The organism is Pseudolysinimonas yzui (genome assembly GCF_014653215.1).
Classification (GTDB): Bacteria; Actinomycetota; Actinomycetes; order Actinomycetales; family Microbacteriaceae; genus Pseudolysinimonas_A; species Pseudolysinimonas_A yzui.
In genome coordinates this window covers 533,873-557,710 of record NZ_BNAI01000002.1, presented here as the reverse complement: position 1 = coordinate 557,710, position 23,838 = coordinate 533,873, and the positions used below count along the sequence as shown (strand labels likewise).

Here is a 23,838-nt window from a genome sequence, read left to right as displayed (position 1 = left end):
CACGCTATCGGGCGAAGCGCTCGACCCACGGAGTGGCGGGGGCGGCCGCGAGTTCGGCGAGCGTTCCGCGCTGCACGACCCGGCCCCGCTCGAGCACGAGCACCTCGTCGGCGAGCGCGGCGGCATCCTCGCGGTCGTGGGTGACGACGATCGCAGGCCCGCCGAACTCGCGCAGGTGACGGGCCAGGTCGGCGCGCACGTCATCCCGGATCTCGACGTCGAGCGACGCCATCGGCTCGTCGAGCAGCAGCACCGCGGGCTCGGCGGCGAGCGCGCGGGCGACGGCGACGCGTTGCGCCTGCCCGCCCGAGAGGGCGTCGGGATGCCGCTGCGCCAGCTCGGTCAGGTCGAAGCGGGTGAGCCACGGGTCGGCTTTCGCTCGCGCCGCGGTCCAGCCCCCACCCCGCACCCGGGCCGCGAAGGCGACGTTGTCGAGCACGCTCAGGTGCGGGAACAGCAGGAAGTCCTGGAACACGACACCGATCCCGCGCCGCTGGGCCGGCACCGCGAGGAGGTCGGTCTCGCCGAGGCGGATCGCCCCGCTCGCGTCGACCAGCCCGGCGATCGCCGCGAGGAGGCTCGACTTGCCCGCGCCGTTCGGCCCGACGATGCCGAGTACGCGGCCGTCGGGCACCTCGAACGCCGCGCGCACGTCGAACGCGTCGCGGGAGACGGTGACGTCGACGGTGAGCGTCATTTCACAACCCCGGGCAGCCAGCGGTCGCGCAGGCCGAGCAGCACGACGAGCGACACCGCGAGCAGCACCAGGGCGAGGGCGATCGCGGTGTCGGGGTCGGAGTTCATCGCGAGGTACGAGGCGATCGGCAGCGTGCGGGTGACGCCGGGGAACGAGCCGGCGAACGTGATCGTCGCCCCGAACTCCCCCAACGCCCGGGTGAAGCACAGCACCGCCCCGGCGGCGATCCCCGGCGCGACGAGCGGCAGGGTGACGAGCCGGAAGGTCTGCCCCGGCGTCGCGCCGAGCGTCGCGGCCGCGAGTTCGCTGCGCCGGTCGGCGGAGCGCAGAGCCCCCTCGACGGCGAACACCAGGAACGGCATCGCGACGAAGGTCTGCGCGATGACGACCGCCCCCGTCGTGAACGGGATCGTGATGCCGATCTCGGCGAGCCACTGCCCGACGATTCCGCGGCGCCCGAGCAGCAGCAGCAGCGCGATGCCGCCGACGACGGGAGGCAGCACGAGCGGGATCGTGATGGCCGCTCGCAGCAGCCGCCGCGGCACGACACCCCAGTGCACGGAGTGCGACAACAGCACCGCGATCGGGATGCCGAAGGTCAGGCACAGCACGGTCGAGACGGCGGCGGTGCCGAGCGAGAGTCCCAGGGCCTGCAGCACCGCCTCGCTCGCGAGCAACCCGGGCAGCTCCGCCCACGGCGCGCGCAGCAGCAACCCGAGAAGCGGCAGCACGAGGAGCGCGAGGCCGACCGCCGCGAGCACGGCGACGACGGGGCCCGCACGGCCGCTTCTGCCGACGTGCTTAGGGCGCGACGAAACCCGCACGCTCGAACACCTCCCGCCCCTCGGCCGACCGCAGGAAGTCGAGGAACTCCTGCGCCGCGGCGGGGTCAGCGGCATCCGCCAGCAGAGCCACGGGGTACCGGTTCACGACGCTCGCCGCCTCGGGGATCTCGATGCCCTCGACCGCGTCACCGGCGGCGGCGACATCGGTGCGGTAGACGAGGGCCGCATCCACCTCGCCGAGCGCGACCTTGGTGAGCGCCGCCCGCACGTCATCCTCATAGGTGTCGACCGACGCGGTCACCCCGGCGAGGTCGAGCAGCTGCACCGCGGCCGCACCGCACGGCACCGACGGGTCGCACAGGGCGACCACCAGCTGAGGGTCGGCGAGGTCGGCGAGCCCGCGGACCTCCCCCGGGTTGCCGGCGGGCACGACGAGCTCGAGGGTGTTGGTCAGCAGCACCTCCGGGTCGACCGCGAGCGAGGCGTCGACGACGGTCTGCATCGTCGCCTCGTTCGCCGCGAAGAAGACGTCGGCCGGGGCGCCCGACACGATCTGCTCGGCGAGCGCCGAACTGCCGCCGTAGCCGACGACGATCTCGACGTCGGGGTGCTCGGCCCGGTACGCGGCGGATGCCTCGTCGAGGGCGTCCGTGAGGGATGCCGCGGCGAGCACCGTCACGGTGCTGGTCTGGGGGGCGGCGCATCCGGCGAGCACGACGACGCCCGCCGCGACGGCGATCAGGCGCAGCACCCTCAGCCCTCCGCCGGGGTCTCGACGCTCACGACGGTCGCCTTCGCGCTCGCGACGGCGAGCATCCCGGGTTCGAGCCCCAGGTCGTCAGCCGCCTCGCGCGACATGAGCGACACCACCCGGAACGGACCCGCCTGGATCGCCACCTGCGCCATCACCCCGTCCTTCACGACTTCGGTGACGATGCCGGTGAGGCGGTTGCGGGCACTCGCCTTCGCCAGCGGGAACGCCGCGGCGAGAGCGGATGCCGCCTCCGGCTCGCGCAGGAGCGGCAGGAGGTCGCGCCCCGCGATCACCTGGCGGCCGCTGTCGGCCTTGCGGATGCGCAGCTTCCCGGCATCCCCCCAGCGCCGCACGGTGTCGTCGCTCACCCCGAGCAGCGCAGCTGCTTCTTTCACCGTGAACTCGTTCATCCCCGCCTCCGCAAATGCGTACTCAAGCCGTCAGATTACCCGCATGTGCGGGTCACTGGGGGAAGGTCATGCACGAGGGTTCGACCAAATCAAGGAAATGCGTGGACGCTGCGTCCCTCCACCACGGCTCCGGACCCGTCCACGGCCGGATCTCCTTGATTTGGTCGAGGCCCACCCGACAGCTGCGCCGGGGTCCGCCTGAAAGAATCGAGACATGTCCCTCGATCCCGCGTCGCCGCGCTTCGCGCGCCAGCGGATCCTCGCGGGCTTCGGCTCCGACGGCCAGGCAGCCCTCGCGGGCGCGCAAGTGCTCGTGATCGGGGCGGGCGGCCTCGGCAGCGCGGTTTTGCCGCTGCTCGCGGCGGCGGGGGTCGGCATCCTGACGATCGTCGACGACGACACCGTCGCCGAGTCGAACCTGCACCGTCAGACGCTGCACACGGCCGGCGACCTCGGTCGCAACAAGGCCGAATCGGCAGCCGACAGCCTCCGGCGCCTCGCCCCCGACGCCGAGATCCGCGCGCTCGCGCAGCGCTTCGAACCTGGGATGACGTTCGACCTTCTGCTCGACGTCGACGTGCTCGTCGACGCGACCGACAACCCGGCCACCCGCTATCTCGCCAACGACACCGCGACGATCCGCGGCATCCCGCTGGTGTGGGGGTCGGCGCTCGCCTACGCCGGCCAGGTCGGCGTCGCGTGGGACGAGAAGGGGGTGGACTACCGCGACCTCTTCCCAGAAGACGAAACCGATGAGGGCGACACCTGCGACGTCGTCGGGGTGCTGCCCAGCGTCTGCGGAGTCATCGGGGGGATGATGGCCACCGAGGTGCTCAAGCTGCTCACCGGAGTCGGCGAACCGCTGCTCGGCCGGGTCGCCGCCTACGACGCGCTCACCGGCCGCACCCGCGAGATCGAATACCGCCGCGACCCCGAGGCTCCGCGCCCCGGGTCGCTCGAGGAGAGGACCGCGCCACCCGTGGACGCCCCCACCCGCACCATCACCCCCGAAGCCCTGCACGACGCCCTCGCCGGGCCGACGCCGCCGGTGCTGCTCGACATCCGCGAGCCGTGGGAGGCCGAACTGGTGCAGATCCCCGGGTCGGTGTTCATCCCGATGAGTCACATCCCGGAACGCATCGGCGAACTCGACTCCGACGTCGAGATGGTCGTCTACTGCCACCACGGCGTGCGCAGCGCGCGGGTGCTCGAATACCTCGAGCAGAACGGGTTCGCCCACGCCCGGCACCTCACCGGCGGCATCGACGCCTACGCCGCGAAGGCCGACCCTGGGTTGGCGCGCTACTGATGGTTCGGTCCTGATGGCCCGCACCCCGGTCGCCGAGCACGAGGAACGCGTGCGGGCGCTGCTCGCGCCGCTACGCACCCGGGATGCCGAAACGGTTCCGCTGCACGCGGGGCTGGGGCGGGTGACGGCGGTCGACATCGTCACCCCGATCCCGCTGCCGCCGTTCCGCAACTCGCAGATGGACGGATTCGCCGTTCGCGCCGCGGAGGTGGCCGGTGCCCCCGTCGACCTCCCGCTGGTCGGCGAGATCGCGGCGGCGCCCGGTGAGCCTGCCCCGCTCGCTCCCGGCACCGCCGTGCGCATCATGACCGGCGCGCCGTTGCCGACCGGGGCGGATGCCGTGGTGCCGGTCGAGGACACGACCGTGAGCGGCTCCCTCGTCAGCATCCGCGCGCCCCGCGTCTCCGGCGAGTATGTGCGCGACGTGGGGTCGGATCTGGCGGCAGGCGACGTCATCGTTCCCGCCGGGACGCGACTCGCGTCGCGCCACCTCGGCGCCCTCGCGGCGTCGGGCATCGCCGAGGTCGAGGTCGAGGCCCGGGTCCGGGTCGACGTCATCAGCACCGGCAGCGAACTCGTCGATCTCGGCGACGCTCTCGGGCCGGGGCAGATCTTCGACTCGAACAGCACCGCGCTCGCCGCCGCGGTCGAAGCCGCCGGCGCCGAACTGGTCAGCACGGCCCGGGTGGGCGACCAGGCCGAGTTCTTCCGCCTGCTTCTCGACAGCTCGGTCGATGGCGGAGCAGAACTGATTCTCACGAGCGGCGGCATCTCGCAGGGTGAGTACGAGGTGGTGCGCGAAACCCTCGAGCCGCTCGGCGCGCACGTCGACGTGCTCGCGATGCAGCCGGGCGGGCCGCAGGCGACCGCGGTCTACCGCGGCGTTCCCGTCGTCTGCTTCCCGGGCAACCCGGTGTCGAGTCAGCTCTCGTTCCTGCTGTTCGTGGAGCCGGTGCTGCGGGAGATCGCGGGGCTGCCCCCGAGGATGCGCGCGCCGCGCATCCTCGACACGCCCCTCAGCTCGCCGCCCGGCAAGCGGCAGTTCCTGCGCGGGCGGGCGCTGCCGGCCGGCCGCGTCGCAACCCTCGGCGGCCCGTCGTCGCATCTGGTCGCCGCTCTGGCCGCCGCCGACGTGCTGCTCGACATCCCGGAAGACGTCACCGAACTCCCCGCGGGCGCGACTGTGGAAACCTGGGAGCTATGACCGAGCTCTCGCATCTCGACGCGGAGGGCCGCGCCCGCATGATCGACGTCGGCGGCAAGGCGGTCACCCGCCGGGTCGCCGTCGCCACCGGCCGCCTCGACACGACGGCGGAGGTCGTCGCGCTCGTCGTCGCCGACGGGCTGAAGAAGGCCGACGCCCTGGCGACGGCGCGCATCGCCGGCATCCAGGCCGCGAAGCGCACGAGCGACCTCATCCCGCTCGCCCATCTGCTGCCGCTCGAGTCGGTGACGATCGAGTTCGAACCGGGCGAGGCATCCATCGGCATCCGCGCGACGGTCGCCGTCACCGCGAAGACCGGCGTCGAGATGGAGGCGCTCACCGCCGTCGCGGTGGCCGGGCTCGCGCTGCACGACATGATCAAGGCCGTCGACCCGGCCGCCGTGCTCGGCGACATCCGCCTCGTCGAGAAGACCGGCGGCAAGAGCGGGCATTGGACTCCCGAACCCTCCGTTGCCGAAGCCCGCGGCACCGCCGTCGTCATCGTCTCCTCAACCGGGGCCGCCGCGGGCACCCGCGAGGACCGCACCGGCCCGCTCATCGTCGACTGGCTGACGGCACACGGCTACACCGTCGACTCCCCCGTCGTGGTCGCCGACGCCGACATCGAGGGGGCGCTCGGCGGCGCCGTCGCGGGGGCACCCGCGCTCGTCATCACGACCGGCGGCACCGGCATCCATCCCCAAGACCGCACTCCCGAAGCCACCCGCACGGTGATCGACCGCGAACTGCCCGGGGTGGCCGAGGCGATCCGGGCGGCGGGACGCGCCGTGACGCCGACCGCCGTGCTGAGCCGGGCGCTCGCCGGCGTCGCGGGGTCGACGATCGTCATCAACCTTCCGGGGTCGCCCGGCGGGGTGCGGGACGGGCTCGCGGTGCTCGAAACCCTGCTGCCCCATCTGCACGACCAGATCGCCGGCGGTGGCCATGAGTGAGCCCGTCGCCCTCATCGTCGACACCCCGATCGACCGCGCCTGGCTCGAGCAGCAGGTACTGACGGATGCCGACGGCGCGCTCGTCGTGTTCGAGGGCGTCATCCGCGACCACGACCACGGCGCGGGAGTGTCGAGTCTCGACTACCAGGCCCACCCCGACGCGGAGCGCTTCCTCGCCGACGTCTGCGCCGAGGTCGCTACGGCGGCCGGTCTGCGGGTCGCCGCGGCGCACCGCATCGGCCACCTCGAGATCGGGGATGTCGCCCTCGTCGCCGTCGTCGCCGCCCCGCATCGCGCCGAAGCCTTCGCCGCGTGCGCGAAACTCGTCGGCGAGATCAAGCAGCGCGTGCCCATCTGGAAGCGCCAGCACCTCGCCGACGGCCCGTCGGAGTGGGTCGGCCTCTAGCCCCGCGGCGCCGGCATCCGCGTTTTGCGTCCCGCCCCCGCAATCACAACGCGGACGCCGACGCAAAACGCGGGATGTCGGCGGGTTCAGCCGCCGGAGAAGGGCGGCAGCACGTCGACGCGGGCGCCGAGGGTGCGGGCGGGGTCGCGCGTGACGACGCCGTCGACGAGGAACGAACCGCGCTCGAGCACGGCCGCCATGGCGGGGTAACTCGCGAGGAGGGTGTCGCGCAGCTCGCCGACGGTGGATGCCGTGAGCCGTTCTTCTTCGCGGCCGGCGGCATCGACCGCGGCGGCGAAGTACCGCACGAGCACGTCAGCCACCGATCGCGCCCATCGAGCGCACGGGCCGGATGAAGTCGTCGGCGTCGATGCCGTGCCCGGCCTGCTTGTTCCACATCGCACCGCGCCAGCGCTCGGCGATCTCGGCATCCGTCGCTCCGCCGCGCAGCAGGGCGCGCAGGTCGGTCTCGTCGTCGCCGAACAGGCAGGACCGCACCGTGCCCTCGGCGGTGAGCCGGGTGCGGTCGCAGGCTTCGCAGAACGAGCGGGTCACCGAGGCGATGATGCCGACGGTCGCGGGGCCGCCGTCGACGAACCAGTCTTCCGCCGGAGCGGACGGGTCGTCGCGGCCGGCGGGCGTCAGCGTGAATCGGCGGCCCAGTTCGTCGAGCAGCTCCTGTGCCGAGACCAGGTTCTCGCGCCGCCAGGTCTCGTCGGCATCCAGCGGCATCTGCTCGATGAACCGCAGCCGCACGTCGTGGTCGAGCGCCCAGGCGAGGAGGTCGCCGGCATCCGCCAGGGTTTCGCGCAGCGCGACGGCGTTGATCTTGATCGGACCCAGCCCGGCGGCGCGAGCCGCGTCGAGTCCGCGCAGCACGGCGGGCAGCCGGTCGCGCCGGGTGACGGCGGCGAAGTGCTCGCGGTCGATGGTGTCGAGCGACACGTTGATGCGGGTCAGCCCCGCCTCGGCGAGCGCCGCGGCCTTGCGGTCGAGGCCGATGCCGTTGGTGGTCATCGCCAGCGGGATGCCGGGGGCGATGTCCGACGAAGCCCGGATGAGGTCGACCAGGTCGGGGCGGGTGAGCGGCTCGCCGCCGGTGAATCGCACCTCGCGCACCCCGAGATCGTGCACCGCGATGCCGACCAGCCGACCGATCTCGTCGGCCGACAGCAGGTCCCGCGACGGGATGACGGGCAGCCCCTCGGCCGGCATGCAGTAGGTGCACCGCAGCGAGCACGCCGAGGTGATCGACACCCGCAGGTCGCGAGCCACGCGTCCGAACCGGTCGATCAGGTCGGCGGTGTGCGGACGCCCCTCGGTCGACGGCGCGGCAGCGGGATCACGGCGGAACGCCGGGATGCCGAGGGCGACAGGGGGCATCCCCCCAGCCTACGGCGCGGATAATCGCCCTCGCCGGTCAAGGTGAGGTTGACTGTCACTAACAGGGAGGTCGGATGCGACGCGACTCTGCCCGTCGAAAAGGGGCACGTCGGCCGACGGTACGCCGGATCGCGGCGGTCGCCGTCGTCGGCTTCGCCCTGCCGCTGACCGCGTGCTCGACCAGCGCGGCGAGCGGCGTCGGGCTGACGCGCGACGGCTGCCCGGCCGACATCCGCATCCAGACCGACGACATGCCCCGCGTCGAGTGGGGCTTCCTCTACGGGCTGCTCGACCCCGACCAGATCCGCATCGGGGTGAACTCGGTGAGCGCTCCGCTGCTCATCGACGGCGAGGAGTCGGGATCGCAGCTGACGATCCTGCTCGGCGACCCCGACGACGGGGTGAGCGCGAACGTCGAACTGCATGACGACCCGAGCATCCTGCTCGGCGCCGTCGACACCGACATCGCGATCCTCGACGCCCGGCGCTACCCCACCGTGGGCGTCTTCGCCCCGCTGCTGCGTGACCCGCGGATCGCCTACTGGGATGTGCGCGTGCACCCGGGCATCCCGACGGTGCAGGCGATCGGCGGTCAGGCGACTCCCGACGGCACGGCGCTGCTGCCGTTCGTCACGACGCCGGGCGACCCGTTCAGCGACTACGCGGTGGGCGCCCAGTTCCTGACTCCCGAGCAGATCCTGACCGACCCGCCCCCCAGCATCCAGGGCCTCATCGACGCGGACGGGGTTCCCGCGCAGACGGGCGACCTCCTCACCGACCCCTACCGCTTCGAGCAGCTCACCGAGTCACCCGAGTCGCTCGCCTGGCAGCTGATCGACGACGCCGGGTACGAACGCGACGCCGGGGTGCTGTCGGCGCGCCCGCAGTCGCTCGTGCGCTACCCGGAGTGCCTCGCCGTGCTCGTCCCGGTGCTGCAACAGGCGCTCGTCGACTACCTCGACGATCCCGACGAGACGACCGCGCTCGTGGTGGAGCTGTCGGCCCGGCTCGGCGACGTCGAGTACGGCGCCGCCCTGGCCGCCGCCGCTCTCGAGCTGCTGCACGCGGAGGACATCGTCGGAAACGGCGGAAACGCCGCCATCGGCGACATCGAGCTGGGTCGCCTGCGCGACCTCTTCGAGATCGCCGTCCCCGCGTGGAAGCGCGCCGGCGTCGACGTCCCGAAAGGCGTCGTGCCCGACGATGTCGTGACGAACCGGTTCATCGATCGCACGATCGGCCTCTGACCCGCCGCTCAGGTCGTGACGGCGACCTCGAGCAGTTCGGCGATGCGACCGCGGCAGCCGCCGCACCCGGTGCCGGCGCGGGTCGCCCCCGCGATTCCGGCGACGGTCGGCTCGCACGTCTTCGCCGCCTCCAGGATGCGTCCCGCCGTGACGCCGTTGCACCAGCACACGGTCGCCGTCGGGGAGAACGCCCCTTCGGCTTCGGTCAGGCCGTCCGGCCCGTCGAACCGCAGCAGCACCGAGGCGTCGGAGGGCAGTTCGCTGCCGCGCTCGAACAGCAGCGTGAGCTCGGCCGCCGTGCGCGGCATCCCGACGCTGACGAAGCCTTCGAGCACGCCGGCGCGCGCCACGAGCTTGACGTAGCGACCGTGTGCCGGGTCGGCCCACTGGGCGACCGTGCGCCCGGCCGCGCACCCGTCGGCGTGCGGCGCCGACTCGTCGTCGTCCCAGGGATCGGGCGTGACATCACCGGCGGCGACGAGGTCGACCCCCTCGGCCTTGAGCATGACGAGGGCGGGACGCTCGACCACCGCCGGCTCGAGCGCGCTGCCGGCGAGTTCGGCGGCGAACCGCCGGGCGAGCCACTCCGCCTGACGCCAGCCCGCGCCGATCAGGCCGCTCGGCGCACCCCGCGGCGTGCGGTCGTGTGCTTCCCGATCGGCGATGTGGGCGCAGTCGCCGATCGCGTAGATGTCGGGGTCGCCCCAGGAGCGCAGTTCGGCGTCGACGAGCACGCCGCGGGCGACCGGCAGACCGGCGATCCCGGCGAGCTCGGTGCGGGCCGCGACGCCGCAGGAGAGCACGAGCAGGTCGCCGTGGATGACCTTGCCGTCGGCGCAGACGAGGGCGTCGAACCGGGCGCGACCGTTGTCGTCGTGGGCGAGCAGCACCGACTCCGCACGGGTGTGGGCGATCGTCGCCACCCCGGCGCGGCGTGCGGCCGCGGCGAGCACCGTGCCGGCTCCGCGATCGAGTTGACGTTCCATCGGCACGGCCCCGTGGTGCACGACGCACGCCTCGGCCCCCTGGGCCACGGCGGCGAGCGCGAACTCCATGCCGAGAACACCGGCGCCGAGCACGACGATGCGTCCGCCCGCGTCGACGGTCTCACGCACCCGTTCCGCGTCGGCGAGGTCGCGCAGCACGGTCACCCCGTCGGGGAACCGCACCCCCGCGGAGTCGAGGTCGCGCGCGTCCTCGGCGGGGATCAGCCCCTCCCGCCGGATGCGCCGCACCCCGTCGAGGGTCGGCACGAACGCGCGGGCGCCGGTGGCGAGCACCAACCGGTCGTAGGGCAGCTCGGTGCCGTCGGCGAGCCTCACCGTGCGGCGCGACCGCAGCAGGGCACGCACGGTCATGCCGGTCAGCACCACCACTCCGGCCTCGCGCAGGTCGTCGGCGGCGCACACGGTGAGCGATTCCCGGTCGACGCTGCCGACGGCGTACTCCGAGACGAGCACGCGGTTGTAGGCGTCGTCGCCCTCGGCGCCCACGACTGTGAGCGCGACGTCACCGCTGCGCACGAGGGGGAGCAGCTCTTCGGCGAAGCGGGCACCGACCGGGCCGAAGCCGACGAGAACGACGCGTTCAGGCATTCCGGGCCTCCACGAGGTTCGCCTGCACGAGTCGCATCTGCACGACGGTGCGCTTGAACTCGGGCATGCCCGAGATGGGGTCGGTGTCGGATCGGGTCACCAGGTTGGCACTCTCGAGATCGGGGTAGTGGAAGGGCAGGAAGACGGTGTCGTGACGGATGTCGGGGCTCAGTCGCACGAGGGCCTGCACCGTTCCGCTCGGGCTGGTCAGTTCGGCGAGGTCGCCGTCGGTCAGCCCGAGGCGTTCGGCGGCGACCGGATGCAATTGGGCCTCCATGTGCGGATGCACCTCAGCCAGTTCGGCCACCCGGCGCGTCTGCGTGCCCGACTGGTAGTGCTCGAGCAGGCGTCCGGTGATGAGCGTCAACGTGCCGTCGACCCCGGCCGGCTCGGGCCGCGACGCCGGGCGCACGCTCACCAGTCGAGCCCGGCCGTCGTCGTGGGCGAACCGTTCCCGGAACAGCCGCGGCGTGCCGGTGCTGCCTGTCGGGTAGGGCCAGTGCACGGCGGCGCCCGAGTCGAGCAGCGGATAGCTGATCCCCGAGTAGTCGGCGGGCCCGCCGGCGGTGGCCCGGCAGAGTTCGTCGAACACCGCCTCGGCGTCGAGGTCGAACCGTCCGGGGGCGTCGAGCCGCCGCGCGAGTTCGCTGAGGATCCAGAGTTCGTCGCGCACCCCCGGGGGCGGGTCGATCGCCCGACGGCGGCGCAGCACCCGGCCTTCGAGGGAGGTCATCGTGCCCTCCTCTTCGGCCCACTGCGGCACCGGCAGCACGACGTGGGCTTCCTGCGCCGTCTCGGAGAGGAAGAAGTCGCTCACCACGAGCAGGTCGAGCGCCCGCAGTCCCGCGCGCACGGCGCCGGCGTCGGGGGCGGAGATGACGACGTTGGAGCCGTGCACGAGCAGGGCACGGATGCGGCCGGGCACGCCGAGTTCGCCGAGCAGTTCGACGGCCGGCACGCCGGGACCCGGGATGATCTCGGGCTCGACGCCCCACACCCGCGCGACGTGCTCGCGTGCAGCCGGATCGGTGATCTTGCGGTAGCCCGGAAGCTGGTCGGCCTTCTGCCCGTGCTCGCGGCCGCCTTGCCCGTTGCCCTGCCCGGTGAGCGTGCCGTAACCGGAGGTGTCCGAGCCGACGAGGCCGAGGAGGAGTGCGAGGTTGATCGCCGACGTCGCCGTGTCGGTGCCGTCGGCGTGCTGCTCGACCCCCCGGCCGGTGAGCACGTAGGCGCCGTCGGCGGCGGCGAGGCGACGCGCCACGTCGCGAATCGTCGCCACGGGAACCCCGGTGACGCTCTGCACGCGCTCGGGCCACCAGGCCGCGACATCCCGCCGTACCTTCTCGAGGCCCACCGTGCGCGCCTCGAGATAGGCGAGGTCGGCGAGTCCTTCGGCGAGCACGACGTGGGCGAGGCCGAGCAGCAGCACGAGGTCGGTGCCGGGCGCGGGCTGCACGTGCAACCCCGCTCCGTCGTCGGTGAGCCGTGCGGTCGGGGTGCGCCGCGGGTCGACGACGATGAGGCCGCCGCGGCTGCGCACCCCTTCGAGGTGGCCGATGAACGGCGGCATCGTCTCGGCGACGTTGGTGCCGAGCAGCAGGATCACGTCGGCGTCGTCGAGCGCCTCGAGCGGGAACGGCAGCCCGCGGTCGAGACCGAACGCCCGCATCCCGGCGGCTGCGGCCGACGACATGCAGAACCGGCCGTTGTAGTCGATGCGCGAGGTGCCCAGGGCGAGCCGGGCGAACTTGCCGAGCTGGTAGGCCTTCTCGTTGGTGAGCCCGCCGCCGCCGAAGACCCCGACCGCGTCGGGGCCGGACTCCTCACGGATCTCGTGAACCTTCGCCGCGACGAAGTCGAGCGCCTCGTCCCAGCTGGCGGGCCGGAACGTGCCGTCCTCGGTGCGCAGCAACGGCTCGGTGAGGCGATCGGAGGAGCTGAGCACCTCAGCGGCCGTCCAGCCCTTCTTGCAGAGGCCGCCACGGTTGGTCGGGAAGTCCCGGCCGGCGACGCTCAGCGTGACATCCACCGGGGTCGAGACGCGCGTCAGCGTCATCGCGCACTGCAGGGCGCAGTACGGACAGTGCGACGCGGTGTCGACCCCGGTGGATGCCGTGCTCATCAGACGCGCTGCCCCAGCTTGCTGCCGCGGCGCATGTAGAAGAACAGCGTCATGGCGATGAAGACGACGTAGGCGCCGACGAAGCCGTAGATGGCCGTCGCGTAGCTGCCGGTCGACCCGAGCGACGCGCCGAGCACCTGCGGGATGATGAACCCGCCGTAGGCGCCGATCGCCGAGATGATGCCGATCGCGGCGGACGTCTTGCGGGTGGTGCTGACGTCGCCGGAGTTGTTGTGGGCATCCTCGACGCCGCTGCGGGCCGAGAAGATGCTCGGGATCATGCGGTACGTCGATCCGTTGCCGATTCCGGTCGCGGCGAAGATGAACAGGAACGTTCCGAGGAACAGCCAGAAGTTGCCCACCGGGAGGGTCAGCACGACGGCGAGGGCGCCGACGGCCATCGCGGTGAACGCGAACACGGTGATCTTCGCGCCGCCGAACCGATCGGCGAGCTTGCCGCCGAACGGCCGCGACAGCGATCCCACGAGAGCGCCGAGGAAGGCGAGCGTGATGCCGGCGGCCCCGATCTGGAAGTTCGAGAGCTCGGGGAACTGCGTCTGGATGACCTTCGGGAACACACCCGCGAACCCGATGAACGACCCGAACGTGCCGATGTACAGGATCGACATGATCCAGGTGTGCGGGTCGCGCAGCGCGGCCGCCGACGCCGCGAAGTCGGCCTTCGCGTTCGACAGGTTGTTCATGAACTTGTAGGCGCCGAAGATCGCGATGAGGATGAACGGGATCCAGAACCACCCGGCGAACGCGAGGTTCTTGGTCGTCCCGACGGCGCCGATGATGATGACGAACGGCACGACGATCTGGGCGACCGCGACGCCGATGTTTCCACCGGCCGCGTTGAGGCCGAGCGCGTAGCCCTTCTCCCGCTGCGGGAAGAAGAAGTTGATGTTCGACATCGACGAGGCGAAGTTGCCGCCACCGAAACCGGCGAGCGCCGCGATGAAGAGCATCACGCCGAACGGCGTCTCGGGGTTGCTCACCGCGAACCCGAGCGAGATCGACGGGATCAGCAGGAGCGCCGCCGAGATGATCGTCCAGTTGCGACCGCCGACCTTGGGCACGAGGAAGGTGTAGGGCAAGCGCAGGGTCGCGCCGACCAGGGCCGGCATCGAGATCAGCCAGAAGGTCTGGCCGATGTCGAAGGTGAAGCCGGCGGCCGGAAGCTGCACGACGACGATGCTCCAGAGCTGCCAGACGATGAAGCCGAGGAACTCGGCGAAGATCGACCAGCGCAGGTTGCGTTGGGCGATCGCGCGACCGCCGCCCTCCCACTGCACGTGGTTCTCGGGGTCCCAGTTGTCGATCACTCCACCCGGTCGGTGGACGAGTACCGGCGCAGCGACGGCCGGTGCGGTGCTTTCTGCTGCTGTTGTTGACGCCATCAGTAATCCTTCGTCGAGGTGAGGGAAGCGGATGCGGTTGACGCTAGCCATGCCGTGTTTCGGCGACTCGCGGTTGCCGTTACCGTTCGGTCACCACCTGCTCACACCCTCGCGGCGAGGTCGAGAGAGGCTTGTAACACGCTCGACACATGAGCCGCCCGGTGCCGCTCGAGCACGATGTCGACCAGCTCGGAGGGCACGGGTTCTCCGGTCGCGAGCAGCGGTGGGGTCGTGAGGTCGCCGCCGGCCGCCGCCGCGAGGTCGGCGAAGTAGCCCGGGGCGAGCAGATAGCTGAGAACGATGACCCGGTCGGCGCCACCCTCGCGAGCCTGCGCGATCGCCGATCTCAGTTCCGGCTGGGCCGCGGAGATGAAGGCCGCCTCGACCGGCCGACCGGCGCGCTCGGCGAGCGCATCGGCGATGGCCCGGCAGTCGTCGACCGCACGCCCGTCACTGGATCCGGCGGCCGCGAGCACGAGGGCGTCGTCGGCGGCGAGAGGGATGTCGGCGAGCTTGCGCTCGAGGAGCGACACGAGTCGCGGGTCGGGACCGAGAGCCGCGGCCACCACGACCGAGGGGTTCTCGGCGGCCTTCGCGGCACGCGCGAGATCGACCCGCACGTGGTACCCCGCCGACAGCAGAAGGGGAACGACGACGACCGGGTCGGTGGGGATGCCGTCGAGCACCGTCGGCACGTCGGGGGCTTGGACGTCGACGAAGGCCTCGCGCACGTCGACATCCGGCGCCCGCTCGGCGACGGCGGCGACGAGCGCGGCGACGGCACGCTGCCCCGCCGGGTCACTCGTCCCGTGCGGGGCGGTGACCAGCACGGCGGCGGTCACGCGGCGAACTCCTCGCCGGCTTCCGGGACGAGCACCTCGAGGCGATCGTCGACCACCCGCACCGGGTAGCTGCCGAGCCCCGGCCCCTCGGCGCCGAGGCGCTCGCCGGTCTCGAGGTCGTAGACCTCTTTGTGCAGCGGGGATGCGATCGTCGGGCGGTCGCCGCGCGAACCGACGATGCCACGCGACATGACGTACGCGTCGGCGATCGGGTCGAGGTTGCCGACCGCGTAGACCCGGTCACCGGGCAGCCGCACGATGGCGATCTGGTGGCCGACGACGAGCGCCGCCTCACCCCAGAAGGGTTCGAGATCGGCGAGGCCGCAGACATCCATCCATCGGGCGGCGATGGCCGTCATCTGGGTATCGGTCATCGCACACTCCTCTTAAGTCTTGGCGAGGAGCCTAGGGAGCCCGCGTTTCGGGCAACCGCATCCACCGTGACGAATGTGTGACAACTGCCTCACAGTCGCGGCCGGGAACGGTGAGGCGTCAGTCACACACCGTTACACGGGTGCAACGGCGACGAAACGCGAGCCACCTACCGTGGACCGCAACGGCCCGTGAGCACACAGGGCCCGGGAGGAACGGGCATGAGCCAACACGACGGCACGCCTCGGCGGGTGATCGTCGTCGGGGGCGGCCCCGCAGCCCACCGTCTCGCCGATGCGATCGCCGCGCGCGACCTGGTCGACGGATCCCGCGACCTCGATATCACCGTGCTCGGCGACGAGCCCCACCTGCCGTACGACCGCGTCGCGCTCTCCCGCCGACTCGACGACCCGACCGCCGACCTGACGCTCGCCGACGGGTCCGTCTGGCAGCACCCCGCCATCCGCTACCGCGGCTCGAGTGCGGTGGTCGCGATCGACCCCGAAGCCCGCACCGTCAGCCTCGCCGACGGCGAACTCCTCGGCTACGACGACCTCGTTCTCGCCACCGGCTCCTGGGCGACGGTCCCCGCCATCCCGCACGCCGACGCCGGGCGGGTCTACCGCACGATCGACGACGTCGACGCCATCGTCTCCGAGATGCTCGACCTGCGCACGAGCCTCGGCCGCTCCCCCAACGTCGTCGTCGTCGGCGGCGGGCTGCTGGGGCTCGAAGCGGCCGGCGGCCTCGCCCGGCTCGGGGGTCGCGTCACCGTCGTGCACTCGGGCGGCTGGCTCATGTCGGCGCAACTCGACGAAGGCGCCGGCCAGGCGCTCGGCCGCCTCATCAAAGCGCAGGACATCGAGCTCGCGCTCGGTACGCGGCCGTCCGCGGTCACCCTCGCCCCCTCGGGGAAGGTCGTCGGAGTCGAACTCGGCGACGGCCGCGCGCTGCACGCCGACCTCGTCGTCTTCGCGATCGGCATCACCCCCCGTGACGAACTCGCCCGCGACGCCGGCCTCGAGATCGGACCGCGCGGCGGCGTCGTCATCGACGCGGCGTGCGCGTCGTCGGCTCCCGGAATCTGGGCGATCGGCGAGGTCGCGAGCATCGACGGGGTCTGCGTCGGGCTGGTCGCCCCGGCCAACGCCATGGCCGAAGTGGTCGCCGACCGCCTGTCGGGCGGAAACGCCGAGTTCCCCGGCATCGATGACGCCACCAAGCTCAAGCTCTCGGGCGTGGAGGTCGCCTCCTTCGGCGATGCGCGGGCCCTCTCGCCCGGCGCGCTCGAGGTCGTCTACGCCGACCCGGCGCGCGGTCTCTATCAGAAGGTCGTCGTCTCCGACGATGCCACCACCCTGCTCGGCGGCATGTTCGTCGGCGACGCCGCGCCCTACACCTCGCTGCGCCCGCTGCTCGGTCGCGAGCTGCCCGCGGAACCCGGCGCCTACCTCGCTGCGGCGGGGGCCGAGCCTCCGGCGGGCGGCGAACTGCCCGACGACGCTCCCCTGTGCTCCTGCAACAACGTCTCGGTCGGCACCGTCCGCGCCGCCGCGAGTGGAGACCACGGGAGCCACGGCGAGGCGTGCACCGACCTCGGTGCCCTCAAGGCCTGCACGCGAGCCGGCACCCAGTGCGGCTCGTGCGTTCCGCTGGTCAAGAAGATCCTCGAGACCGAGCTCAGCAAGGCGGGCATCGAGATCTCCCGAGCCCTCTGCGAACACTTCGAGCTCAGCCGCAGCGAACTCTTCGAGTCGGTGCGCATCCTCGAACTCACCTCGTTCGAGCAGATCATGGAACGCTTCGGCACCGGCTACGGCTGCGACATCTGCAAGCCCGCCGTCGCCTCGATCCTCGCCAGCCAGCACTCCGAGTACATCCTCGACAACGGCCGCGGCGCGCTGCAGGACACCAACGACCGCGCCCTCGCCAACATGCAGAAGGACGGCACCTACTCGGTCGTGCCGCGCATCCCGGGCGGCGAGATCTCGCCCGAGAAGCTGCGTGTCATCGCCGAGGTCGCCGCCCAGTTCGACCTGTACACGAAGATCACCGGCGGCCAGCGCATCGACATGTTCGGCGCCCGCCTCGAGCAGTTGCCCGACATCTGGCGCATCCTCGTCGATGCCGGCTTCGAGTCGGGCCAGGCGTACGGCAAGTCGCTGCGCACCGTGAAGTCGTGCGTCGGGTCGACCTGGTGCCGGTTCGGCGTTCAGGATGCCGTGGGCATGGCGATCGAACTCGAGCTGCGGTACCGCGGGTTGCGGTCGCCGCACAAGCTCAAGTTCGGAGTCTCAGGCTGTGCGCGCGAGTGCGCCGAGGCCCGGGGCAAAGACATCGGCGTGATCGCCACCGACACCGGATGGAACCTCTACGTCGGCGGCAACGGCGGCTTCCAGCCCGTGCACGCCGAACTGCTCGCGCAAGACCTCGATCACGACACCCTCATCCGCTACATCGACCGGTACCTGATGTACTACATCCGCACCGCCGACCGCCTGCAGCGCACGGCGCGCTGGCAGGAGGAGCTCGACGGCGGGCTGGAGCACGTGAAGGCCGTCGTCTGCGACGACAGCCTCGGCATCGGCGCCGATCTGGAACGCGCGATGGCCGAGCACGTCGACAACTACGAAGACGAGTGGGCGGCCACCCTGGCCGACCCCGAGCGGCTGCGCCGGTTCCGGTCGTTCGTCAACGCACCCGAGACGGCCGACCCCGGCGTCGTGCAGGTGCGCGAACGCGGTCAGCCGCGTCCGGCCACCCCCGAAGAGCGCGAATCCGTGCTCATCGCGGGCGCCACCATCCCGCGGCGGGAGGCGGACTGACATGCAGCTCGACCTCGATCTCGCCGGACGCACCGTGCTCGTCGTCGGCGGGGCGGCATCCGCCCGGCTCGCCGTCGCCCGTTTCGTGCAGGCCGGCGCTGCCGTCTCAATCACCGCGACGGATGCCGGATGCCGGTCGGTCGAGCGCCCGAAACACCTCGCGGGCTGGCGCGACGTCGTCGACGGCATGGACCTGGTCGTGCTGGTGGACGCCGACGCCGAGGAAGAACGGATGATCCGAGCCGTCGCCGGTCGACGCACCTGGATCCTCAGCGAGGCACCCGCCTCCGCGGAACCCATCGGCACCGTGACCCTGATCGGCGGCGGCCCCGGCGACGACGGGCTGCTGACCCTCGCCGCACGCGACGCCCTCGCCCGTGCGGACATCATCTACGTCGACCGGCTCGCTCCGCAGCAGCGGTTGCGCGAGTTCGCGCCCGGCGCCGAGATCGTGGATGTCGGCAAGACCCCGGGTCACCACGCGATCCCGCAGCACGAGATCGAACGGCGCATGGTCGCGAGCGCTCTCGAGGGCCGCACCGTCGCACGGCTCAAAGGCGGCGACCCCTACGTCTTCGGCCGCGGCGGCGAAGAGGTCGCCGCCTGCCGCGCGGCCGGTGTTCCGGTGACCGTCATCCCGGGGGTGACGAGCGCGATCGCGGTGCCCGCGGCCGCCGGCATCCCCGTCACCTACCGCGAGGTGAGCCGCATGTTCACCGTCGTCTCGGGGCACGCCCCGCTCGACGACGCCCAGCTCGCGCACCTCGCCGGTCTCGGCGGAACGATCGTCGTGCTGATGGGGGTGAGCAACCTGCCCCACCTGACCGCCGGGCTGGCCCGCTTCGGCATGCCGGCCGACATGCCGCTGGCGATCATCGAACGCGGAACCCAGCTGTCGCAGCGCACGACCGTCACCACCGTCAGCGACGCCACCGAGGTCAGCACGCGGCTGCGAGTTTCGTCACCCGCCGTCATCGTCGTCGGCGAGGTCGTACGCTTGATGCACCACGGCGAGGAAGCCGACCGGATCTCCCGGGACGTGATCGCCCTCGCCGGCGAATAGCACCGTTCCGCCGATGAACGGAGTGATCGTGGCCGATGTCGAGACGGACGCGGGGTTCGCCGCGGGTTTCCGTCCCGACCAACTCGAGGGATTCCGCATCGGCGTCACCTCCGACCGACGCAGCGAAGACCTCATCGCGGCCTTCGAGCGACGCGGCGCCGAGGTGCTGCACGCACCCGCGATCCGCATCGCCGCGGTCGACGACGACGCCGAACTGACGCGCGACACCGCAGCGATCATCGAGGCGCGACCCGACCTCATGCTCGCCACGACGTCGTACGGGGTGCGGCGCTGGTTCGAGGTCGCCGACGCCGCCGGACTCGGCGCCGAACTCACCGAGGTGCTCACCCGCGCCCGCATCCTGGTGCGCGGCCCGAAGGCGCGGGGAGCGATCCGCGCCGCCGGGCTGGAAGACCGAGGGATGAGCGTCGACGAGACCACGGCGTCGCTCGTCGACCAGGTGCTCGAAGAAGGCGTCGACGGCCTCACGATCGCCGTGCAACTGCACGGGTTCCCCGACGTCGCTCAGATCGACCGGCTGCGCGACGCCGGTGCCCGGGTGCTCACGGCGGCGCCCTACCGCTGGAGCCTCCCCGAGGACTCGACCCGCGTGCTGCGGCTCGTCGACGCGATCTGCACGGGCTCCGTCGACGCGGTGACCTTCACGAGCGCTCCCGCCGTCGACGCCCTGCTCGCGACCGCCGAGCAGGCCGGAAAGCTCGGCGCCGTGCTCGACGCCTTCGCCGACGGCGTCACCGCAGCAGCTGTCGGACCCGTCACCGCGGCGCCGCTCGAAGCCGCCGGGATCCGGCCGATCGCGCCCGAGCGTTTCCGTATGGGCGCGCTCATCCGCCTCGTCTGCGAGCATCTGGAGACCACCGCGATCCGTCGCGTCGCGACCCCGCAGGGCACCGTCGAACTGCGGGGGCGGCTCGTCGTGGTCGACGGTCGCAGCGCCTCCCTCTCCCCGACCAGCCTCGCCCTGTTCCGGCTGCTGCTCGCCGACCCGGGGCGCGTCGTCGCCCGCTCCGAACTCGCGACCGCACTGCCCGACGACCCCGACGATCACGCCGTCGACATGGCGATCAGCCGCCTGCGCCGTTCGCTGCCGGTGCCCGACCTCATCGCCACCGTCATCAAGCGCGGCTACAGCATCCCGGTGCGCAGCCTCGACTGAGCGACGGCGATGGGCCGGTCGGCGACGACGCTCACCGTCTCGACCGACTTCTCGTACTGGAAGGCCACCTGGGCGAGGAACTCGTCGTCGGCCTCGGTGTAGCGGTTCTGCAGACCCGACTCCACGATGCGCCAGGGTCGCACGTTGGACGGGGTCACCGGCGAACCGGTGTCGGGAACGAACTGCCGGTAGTCGTAGTCGAGCCCGTACGACTCCTCGAGTCGCAGCGAGAAGGTGTCGACGGCGATGACCCCGCCGGCGAGGTCGAGCTGCAGCATCCGCTGGAACCCCGTCGCGCGCTCGCCGGTGTGCGTGCGGTACTCCTGGTAGTCGGCGAGGATCTCGACGACATCGTGGCCGGGGATGCCGCCCGCATCCTCGGTGCGCAGCAGGCCCAGCCCGTGGAAGTGGCCCGACAGCACGACGACGACGTTGCGGTTCGGGGCGATCACCCGCTCCCACAGCTCGTCGCCGCGTGAGGTCCAGCGGTTCGAACCGGCTCGATGGGCCGTGCCCTCGAGGGTCAGCGGCATGACGTGCTCGTGGGTCGAGATCACGACGTTGTGGTCGGGGTGACTCGTGACGACCTGCTCGGCCCAGGCCATCTCCTCCTCGCCGTAGGCGTAAGGCAGCGACAGCATGAGGAACCGCGCCCCGCCCGCCGCGAACGTCGAGAAGTTCGCGCGGTTGTCGCCGGGAGCGATCGAGCCGCCGTATTCCGGCATCTCGGCGTAGCGATCGGGACCGAAGTACTCGTTGAACAGCGAGTTGTCGGCGCCGCGCTTGTTGTCGTGGTTGCCGGGCAGCACGCTGTTGGGCACCCCGGCGTCGTCGAGGATCGCCTGGATGTCGCTGGCCAGCTCGTACTCGCGCCGGGCGCGTTCCTCGGTCTGTTCGGGGTCGACCCAGTTCTCGACCATGTCGCCGGTGTGCGTCGCGAACTCGATTCTGCGGGTGGCGGCGTTCGCGGCGATCCAGCTCACCATGCGCGCGTAGACCTCGGGGTACGACTCGGAGAGGTACTGCGTGTCGGTGATGTGCGCGATCGCGAGGTCGTAGTCGGCGGGGTCTTCGAGGCGCGCGTCGCGCTCGTCGACGATGCGCGGCTGGGTGCGCGGTCCGTTCTGCACGAGGATGCTCACCGCGCCGTCCCGGATCTCGCCGTTCTCGAGCGTTCCCGTCAGCACGACGTCGTCGCCCACGTCGGCGTCGAGCAGACGCCATGACGAACCCGTCCACACCGAGAGCTGCAGTTCGGTGGTGCCGCTGCCGTGACCGCTCCAGGTCACGCGCGATCCGGGCGAGAGACCGGAGGCGTCGAGCACGAGACGCTGGTAGGGATAGCGGTAGCCGTCGTCGGACGCCGGCCCGGCGTCCGACGGGTCGAGACGGGTCTCGTCGTCGCCGCGTTCGGCCGTGAGCGGGCCACCGTCGGTCGAGCCGGCCCAGGCTTCGATCACCTCGACCGGGTCGCCCGACACGACAGCGGGTTCGGTCTCGGCGACCTCCGCGATCGCGTCGGGCGCCATCGGCACCCGCGCGGTCGGGTCGGCCCAGGGCACGAGGTCGATCTCGCCCGGAGTCGCCTCGGCCACCGTGAAGTCGTCGGCATCGACGCCGGTGAACCGGGTGCGCTGGAACGTCTCGCTCAGCAGCCGGTCGGGAAGGTGCACCGCGAGCGCGAGACCCTTCGTGCACGGGCTCAGCGCGATGTTCGCTCCGTCGAAGACGCTCTGCGCGTAGACGCCCATGCTGTCGACCCGCTCGCCGTCGGCATCCGCGATCCACACTCCCGTGCCGAGCAGGCTGAGTGCCGTGTCGTAGACGACGTCGGCGTCGGCGGCCGCCGCCGTTCCCGCGAGGGCCGCCAGGAACGTCGCACCGGGCTCGAGCATCGTTCCGCCCGGGATGCGGAACTGCGGGTCGACCGCGCGCGGCCCGTCGACGGTGCAGCGGTAGGCCGTCCACCCGCCGATGTCGACGGGTTCGTCGCCGTAGTTGCCGAGTTCGACGAAGTTGCGCGGCGTCCACCCGGCGGGGAGCCCGTCGGGGCCGGGGTCGTTCGCGATCTCACTGATCGCGACGCCCGGATCGGGTTCGCCGTCGCCCCCCGGGTAGGCGAAGCCGGTGTCGAACACGGAGTCGTCGGTCGTCGCGTTGGCCGCCCCGGGGGTGCGCGGTGCGAGCACCCAGCCGCTCGACGTGCGCTGGTACGACTCCCCCGCGACCGCGTCGAGCACGGGCGGCAGCTTCGGATCTTGGCACGCCGAGTCGCGGATGCCGGCGATCGCGACCCGGTCGACGAGCGCGCCGTCGGCATCCCGCAGCAGCGCCCCGGAGGTCGCATCGGCGAGCGACGTGGCGTACTCGGCGTCGGCGTCGCCGGTGAACCCGGGGCCGCCGGCGACCCAGCGTTCGCCCGGATCGAGCCGCGTGCCCTCGGGGATCGTCAGCTGGAGCGTGTCGGGTCGCACCCGGCCCTCGGCGGTACAGCGGAAGAGCTCCCAGCCCGACAGGTCAACGACCGACGTGCCGTCGTTGCGCAGCTCGACGAAGTCGTCGCCCGATCCGCCCGGCCCCATCGAAGCGATCTCCGAGACGACGACCTGCGACGACGCCGGGCTCAGCGACCGGGTCGCGTTCGCCTCCCCGAGAGTCGCCGGGGCGACCACCCAGTCGCGGGCCGGGTCACCGGTTGCGGCGACGCGCTGCCAGCTCTCGCCCTGTGCGAAGTCGAGCACGTTCGGCAGATTGCCGCCCTCCGGGGTGCACTCGGTCGTCATCGCGTGCGGTTCGTTCGGGAACACCCCGACGAGATCGACCGGTTCGTCGTCGGGATTCTCCAGGTAGAGCCCGAATCCGGTGACGTCGAAGCCGGCGAGGAACCGCGCGTCGCCCGGCATCCCGACACGACTCACCGTGACGATCTCGCCCGGTTGCAGCACGATTCCGCTGAGGTCGCCCTCGGTGCGGCCCGCGTTGCTGCGCAACCCCGCGAACGTGCAGCGGAACACTTCCCAGCCGGTGAGGTCGACGGCGGTGTCGCCCCAGTTGCGCAACTCGAAGAAGCTGTCGGCATCCGAGTGGGCGGATGCGCTTGCCACCTCGTTGATGAGCACGGCGGGCACCGCGCCGGGGTCGGGCTTCGGCAGCTCGGCCGCGGCGGGTGGGGAGGCGGCGAGGCCTCCGCCCGCGAGGACGACGACGGTCAGAAGGGCGACGCAGACCCGGAGCACGCCGCCAAGGTTCCCGACCGGGGGTGAACGTGCGGAAGACACGCACCCCCGTGTC

At 71.9% G+C, this 23,838-nt stretch carries 20 protein-coding genes; 8 read left to right on the top strand and 12 right to left on the bottom strand.

Annotated elements, in window-relative coordinates; all coding sequences use genetic code 11:
• Nucleotides 1-4: 4 nt before the first annotated feature.
• Genes IE173_RS08460 through IE173_RS08445 form a run of 4 tightly spaced genes read right to left on the bottom strand, consistent with a single transcriptional unit; the run spans nucleotide 5 to nucleotide 2,646 of the window.
• Nucleotides 5-697, bottom strand: coding sequence for a sulfate/molybdate ABC transporter ATP-binding protein (locus IE173_RS08460; protein WP_191283001.1), 693 nt, complete (start codon nucleotides 695-697; stop codon nucleotides 5-7).
• Nucleotides 694-1,521, bottom strand: coding sequence for an ABC transporter permease (locus tag IE173_RS08455; protein WP_229841976.1), 828 nt, complete (start codon nucleotides 1,519-1,521; stop codon nucleotides 694-696). Before IE173_RS08455 ends, IE173_RS08460 begins: the two co-directional genes overlap by 4 nt.
• On the bottom strand, nucleotides 1,499-2,233 hold the full coding sequence (modA, locus tag IE173_RS08450) for a molybdate ABC transporter substrate-binding protein (protein ID WP_229841975.1): 735 nt from the start codon (nucleotides 2,231-2,233) through the stop codon (nucleotides 1,499-1,501). The genes IE173_RS08455 and modA overlap by 23 nt, the downstream gene beginning before the upstream one ends.
• Before the next feature lie 2 nt (nucleotides 2,234-2,235).
• On the bottom strand, nucleotides 2,236-2,646 hold the full coding sequence (locus IE173_RS08445; protein WP_191282999.1) for a TOBE domain-containing protein: 411 nt from the start codon (nucleotides 2,644-2,646) through the stop codon (nucleotides 2,236-2,238).
• Between the two features lie 214 nt (nucleotides 2,647-2,860).
• On the opposite strand from IE173_RS08445, the gene IE173_RS08440 reads away from it, so the two are divergent.
• Genes IE173_RS08440 through IE173_RS08425 form a run of 4 tightly spaced genes read left to right on the top strand, consistent with a single transcriptional unit; the run spans nucleotide 2,861 to nucleotide 6,518 of the window.
• Nucleotides 2,861-3,955: a ThiF family adenylyltransferase gene (locus IE173_RS08440; protein WP_191282998.1), complete on the top strand. Its 1,095-nt coding sequence runs from the start codon at nucleotides 2,861-2,863 to the stop codon at nucleotides 3,953-3,955.
• Nucleotides 3,956-3,968: 13 nt separating this feature from the next.
• Nucleotides 3,969-5,159 (top strand): molybdopterin molybdotransferase MoeA, encoded by a 1,191-nt coding sequence (locus tag IE173_RS08435; RefSeq protein ID WP_191282997.1) that lies wholly within the window; start codon nucleotides 3,969-3,971, stop codon nucleotides 5,157-5,159.
• Complete coding sequence (gene moaCB, locus IE173_RS08430; protein ID WP_191282996.1) at nucleotides 5,156-6,112, top strand: bifunctional molybdenum cofactor biosynthesis protein MoaC/MoaB; 957 nt, start codon at nucleotides 5,156-5,158, stop codon at nucleotides 6,110-6,112. Before IE173_RS08435 ends, moaCB begins: the two co-directional genes overlap by 4 nt.
• Complete coding sequence (locus tag IE173_RS08425; protein WP_191282995.1) at nucleotides 6,105-6,518, top strand: molybdenum cofactor biosynthesis protein MoaE; 414 nt, start codon at nucleotides 6,105-6,107, stop codon at nucleotides 6,516-6,518. The genes moaCB and IE173_RS08425 overlap by 8 nt, the downstream gene beginning before the upstream one ends.
• 86 nt (nucleotides 6,519-6,604) lie before the next feature.
• On the opposite strand, the gene IE173_RS08420 is transcribed toward IE173_RS08425, so the two are convergent.
• Together IE173_RS08420 and moaA are read right to left on the bottom strand one after the other, a co-directional pair.
• The gene (locus tag IE173_RS08420) at nucleotides 6,605-6,841 is read right to left on the bottom strand and encodes a MoaD/ThiS family protein (protein WP_229841974.1); all 237 of its coding nucleotides are present in this window, start codon (nucleotides 6,839-6,841) and stop codon (nucleotides 6,605-6,607) included.
• Entirely contained in the window at nucleotides 6,834-7,901 is a 1,068-nt protein-coding gene (moaA, locus tag IE173_RS08415; RefSeq protein WP_191282993.1) for a GTP 3',8-cyclase MoaA, read from the bottom strand. Before moaA ends, IE173_RS08420 begins: the two co-directional genes overlap by 8 nt.
• Nucleotides 7,902-7,975: 74 nt before the next feature.
• Here moaA and IE173_RS08410 point away from each other — a divergent pair, with 74 nt between their 5' ends.
• On the top strand, nucleotides 7,976-9,148 hold the full coding sequence (locus tag IE173_RS08410) for a hypothetical protein (protein WP_191282992.1): 1,173 nt from the start codon (nucleotides 7,976-7,978) through the stop codon (nucleotides 9,146-9,148).
• A gap of 8 nt (nucleotides 9,149-9,156) precedes the next feature.
• Here IE173_RS08410 and IE173_RS08405 read toward each other — a convergent pair whose 3' ends face one another.
• The 5 genes from IE173_RS08405 to nirD all read right to left on the bottom strand — a co-directional run bounded on the left by IE173_RS08405 (nucleotide 9,157) and on the right by nirD (nucleotide 15,484).
• Nucleotides 9,157-10,743 carry an NAD(P)/FAD-dependent oxidoreductase gene (locus tag IE173_RS08405; protein WP_191282991.1) on the bottom strand — a complete coding sequence of 529 codons (1,587 nt, stop codon included), beginning with the start codon at nucleotides 10,741-10,743 and terminating at the stop codon, nucleotides 9,157-9,159.
• Nucleotides 10,736-12,865 carry a molybdopterin oxidoreductase family protein gene (locus IE173_RS08400; RefSeq protein ID WP_191282990.1) on the bottom strand — a complete coding sequence of 710 codons (2,130 nt, stop codon included), beginning with the start codon at nucleotides 12,863-12,865 and terminating at the stop codon, nucleotides 10,736-10,738. The genes IE173_RS08405 and IE173_RS08400 overlap by 8 nt, the downstream gene beginning before the upstream one ends.
• A complete protein-coding gene (locus tag IE173_RS08395) occupies nucleotides 12,865-14,268 on the bottom strand; it encodes an MFS transporter (protein WP_191282989.1) in 1,404 nt (467 codons plus the stop codon). The genes IE173_RS08400 and IE173_RS08395 overlap by 1 nt, the downstream gene beginning before the upstream one ends.
• Before the next feature lie 101 nt (nucleotides 14,269-14,369).
• Nucleotides 14,370-15,110 (bottom strand): sirohydrochlorin chelatase, encoded by a 741-nt coding sequence (locus IE173_RS08390; RefSeq protein WP_191282988.1) that lies wholly within the window; start codon nucleotides 15,108-15,110, stop codon nucleotides 14,370-14,372.
• Nucleotides 15,107-15,484 (bottom strand): nitrite reductase small subunit NirD, encoded by a 378-nt coding sequence (nirD, locus tag IE173_RS08385; protein WP_191282987.1) that lies wholly within the window; start codon nucleotides 15,482-15,484, stop codon nucleotides 15,107-15,109. The genes IE173_RS08390 and nirD overlap by 4 nt, the downstream gene beginning before the upstream one ends.
• 219 nt (nucleotides 15,485-15,703) lie before the next feature.
• Between nirD and nirB the strand changes: the two genes are divergently transcribed.
• The 3 genes from nirB to IE173_RS08370 are packed head-to-tail and all read left to right on the top strand — an operon-like array spanning nucleotide 15,704 to nucleotide 20,547.
• Entirely contained in the window at nucleotides 15,704-18,307 is a 2,604-nt protein-coding gene (gene nirB / locus IE173_RS08380; RefSeq protein ID WP_191282986.1) for a nitrite reductase large subunit NirB, read from the top strand.
• 1 nt (nucleotide 18,308) lies between these two features.
• A complete protein-coding gene (cobA, locus tag IE173_RS08375) occupies nucleotides 18,309-19,370 on the top strand; it encodes a uroporphyrinogen-III C-methyltransferase (RefSeq protein WP_191282985.1) in 1,062 nt (353 codons plus the stop codon).
• Nucleotides 19,371-19,383: 13 nt separating this feature from the next.
• Nucleotides 19,384-20,547: a uroporphyrinogen-III synthase gene (locus IE173_RS08370; protein WP_191282984.1), complete on the top strand. Its 1,164-nt coding sequence runs from the start codon at nucleotides 19,384-19,386 to the stop codon at nucleotides 20,545-20,547.
• Here IE173_RS08370 and IE173_RS08365 read toward each other — a convergent pair.
• Nucleotides 20,517-23,783, bottom strand: coding sequence for a lamin tail domain-containing metallophosphoesterase family protein (locus tag IE173_RS08365; RefSeq protein WP_191282983.1), 3,267 nt, complete (start codon nucleotides 23,781-23,783; stop codon nucleotides 20,517-20,519). The two genes, IE173_RS08370 and IE173_RS08365, sit on opposite strands and share 31 nt — an antisense overlap.
• Between the last annotated feature and the right edge of the window lie 55 nt (nucleotides 23,784-23,838).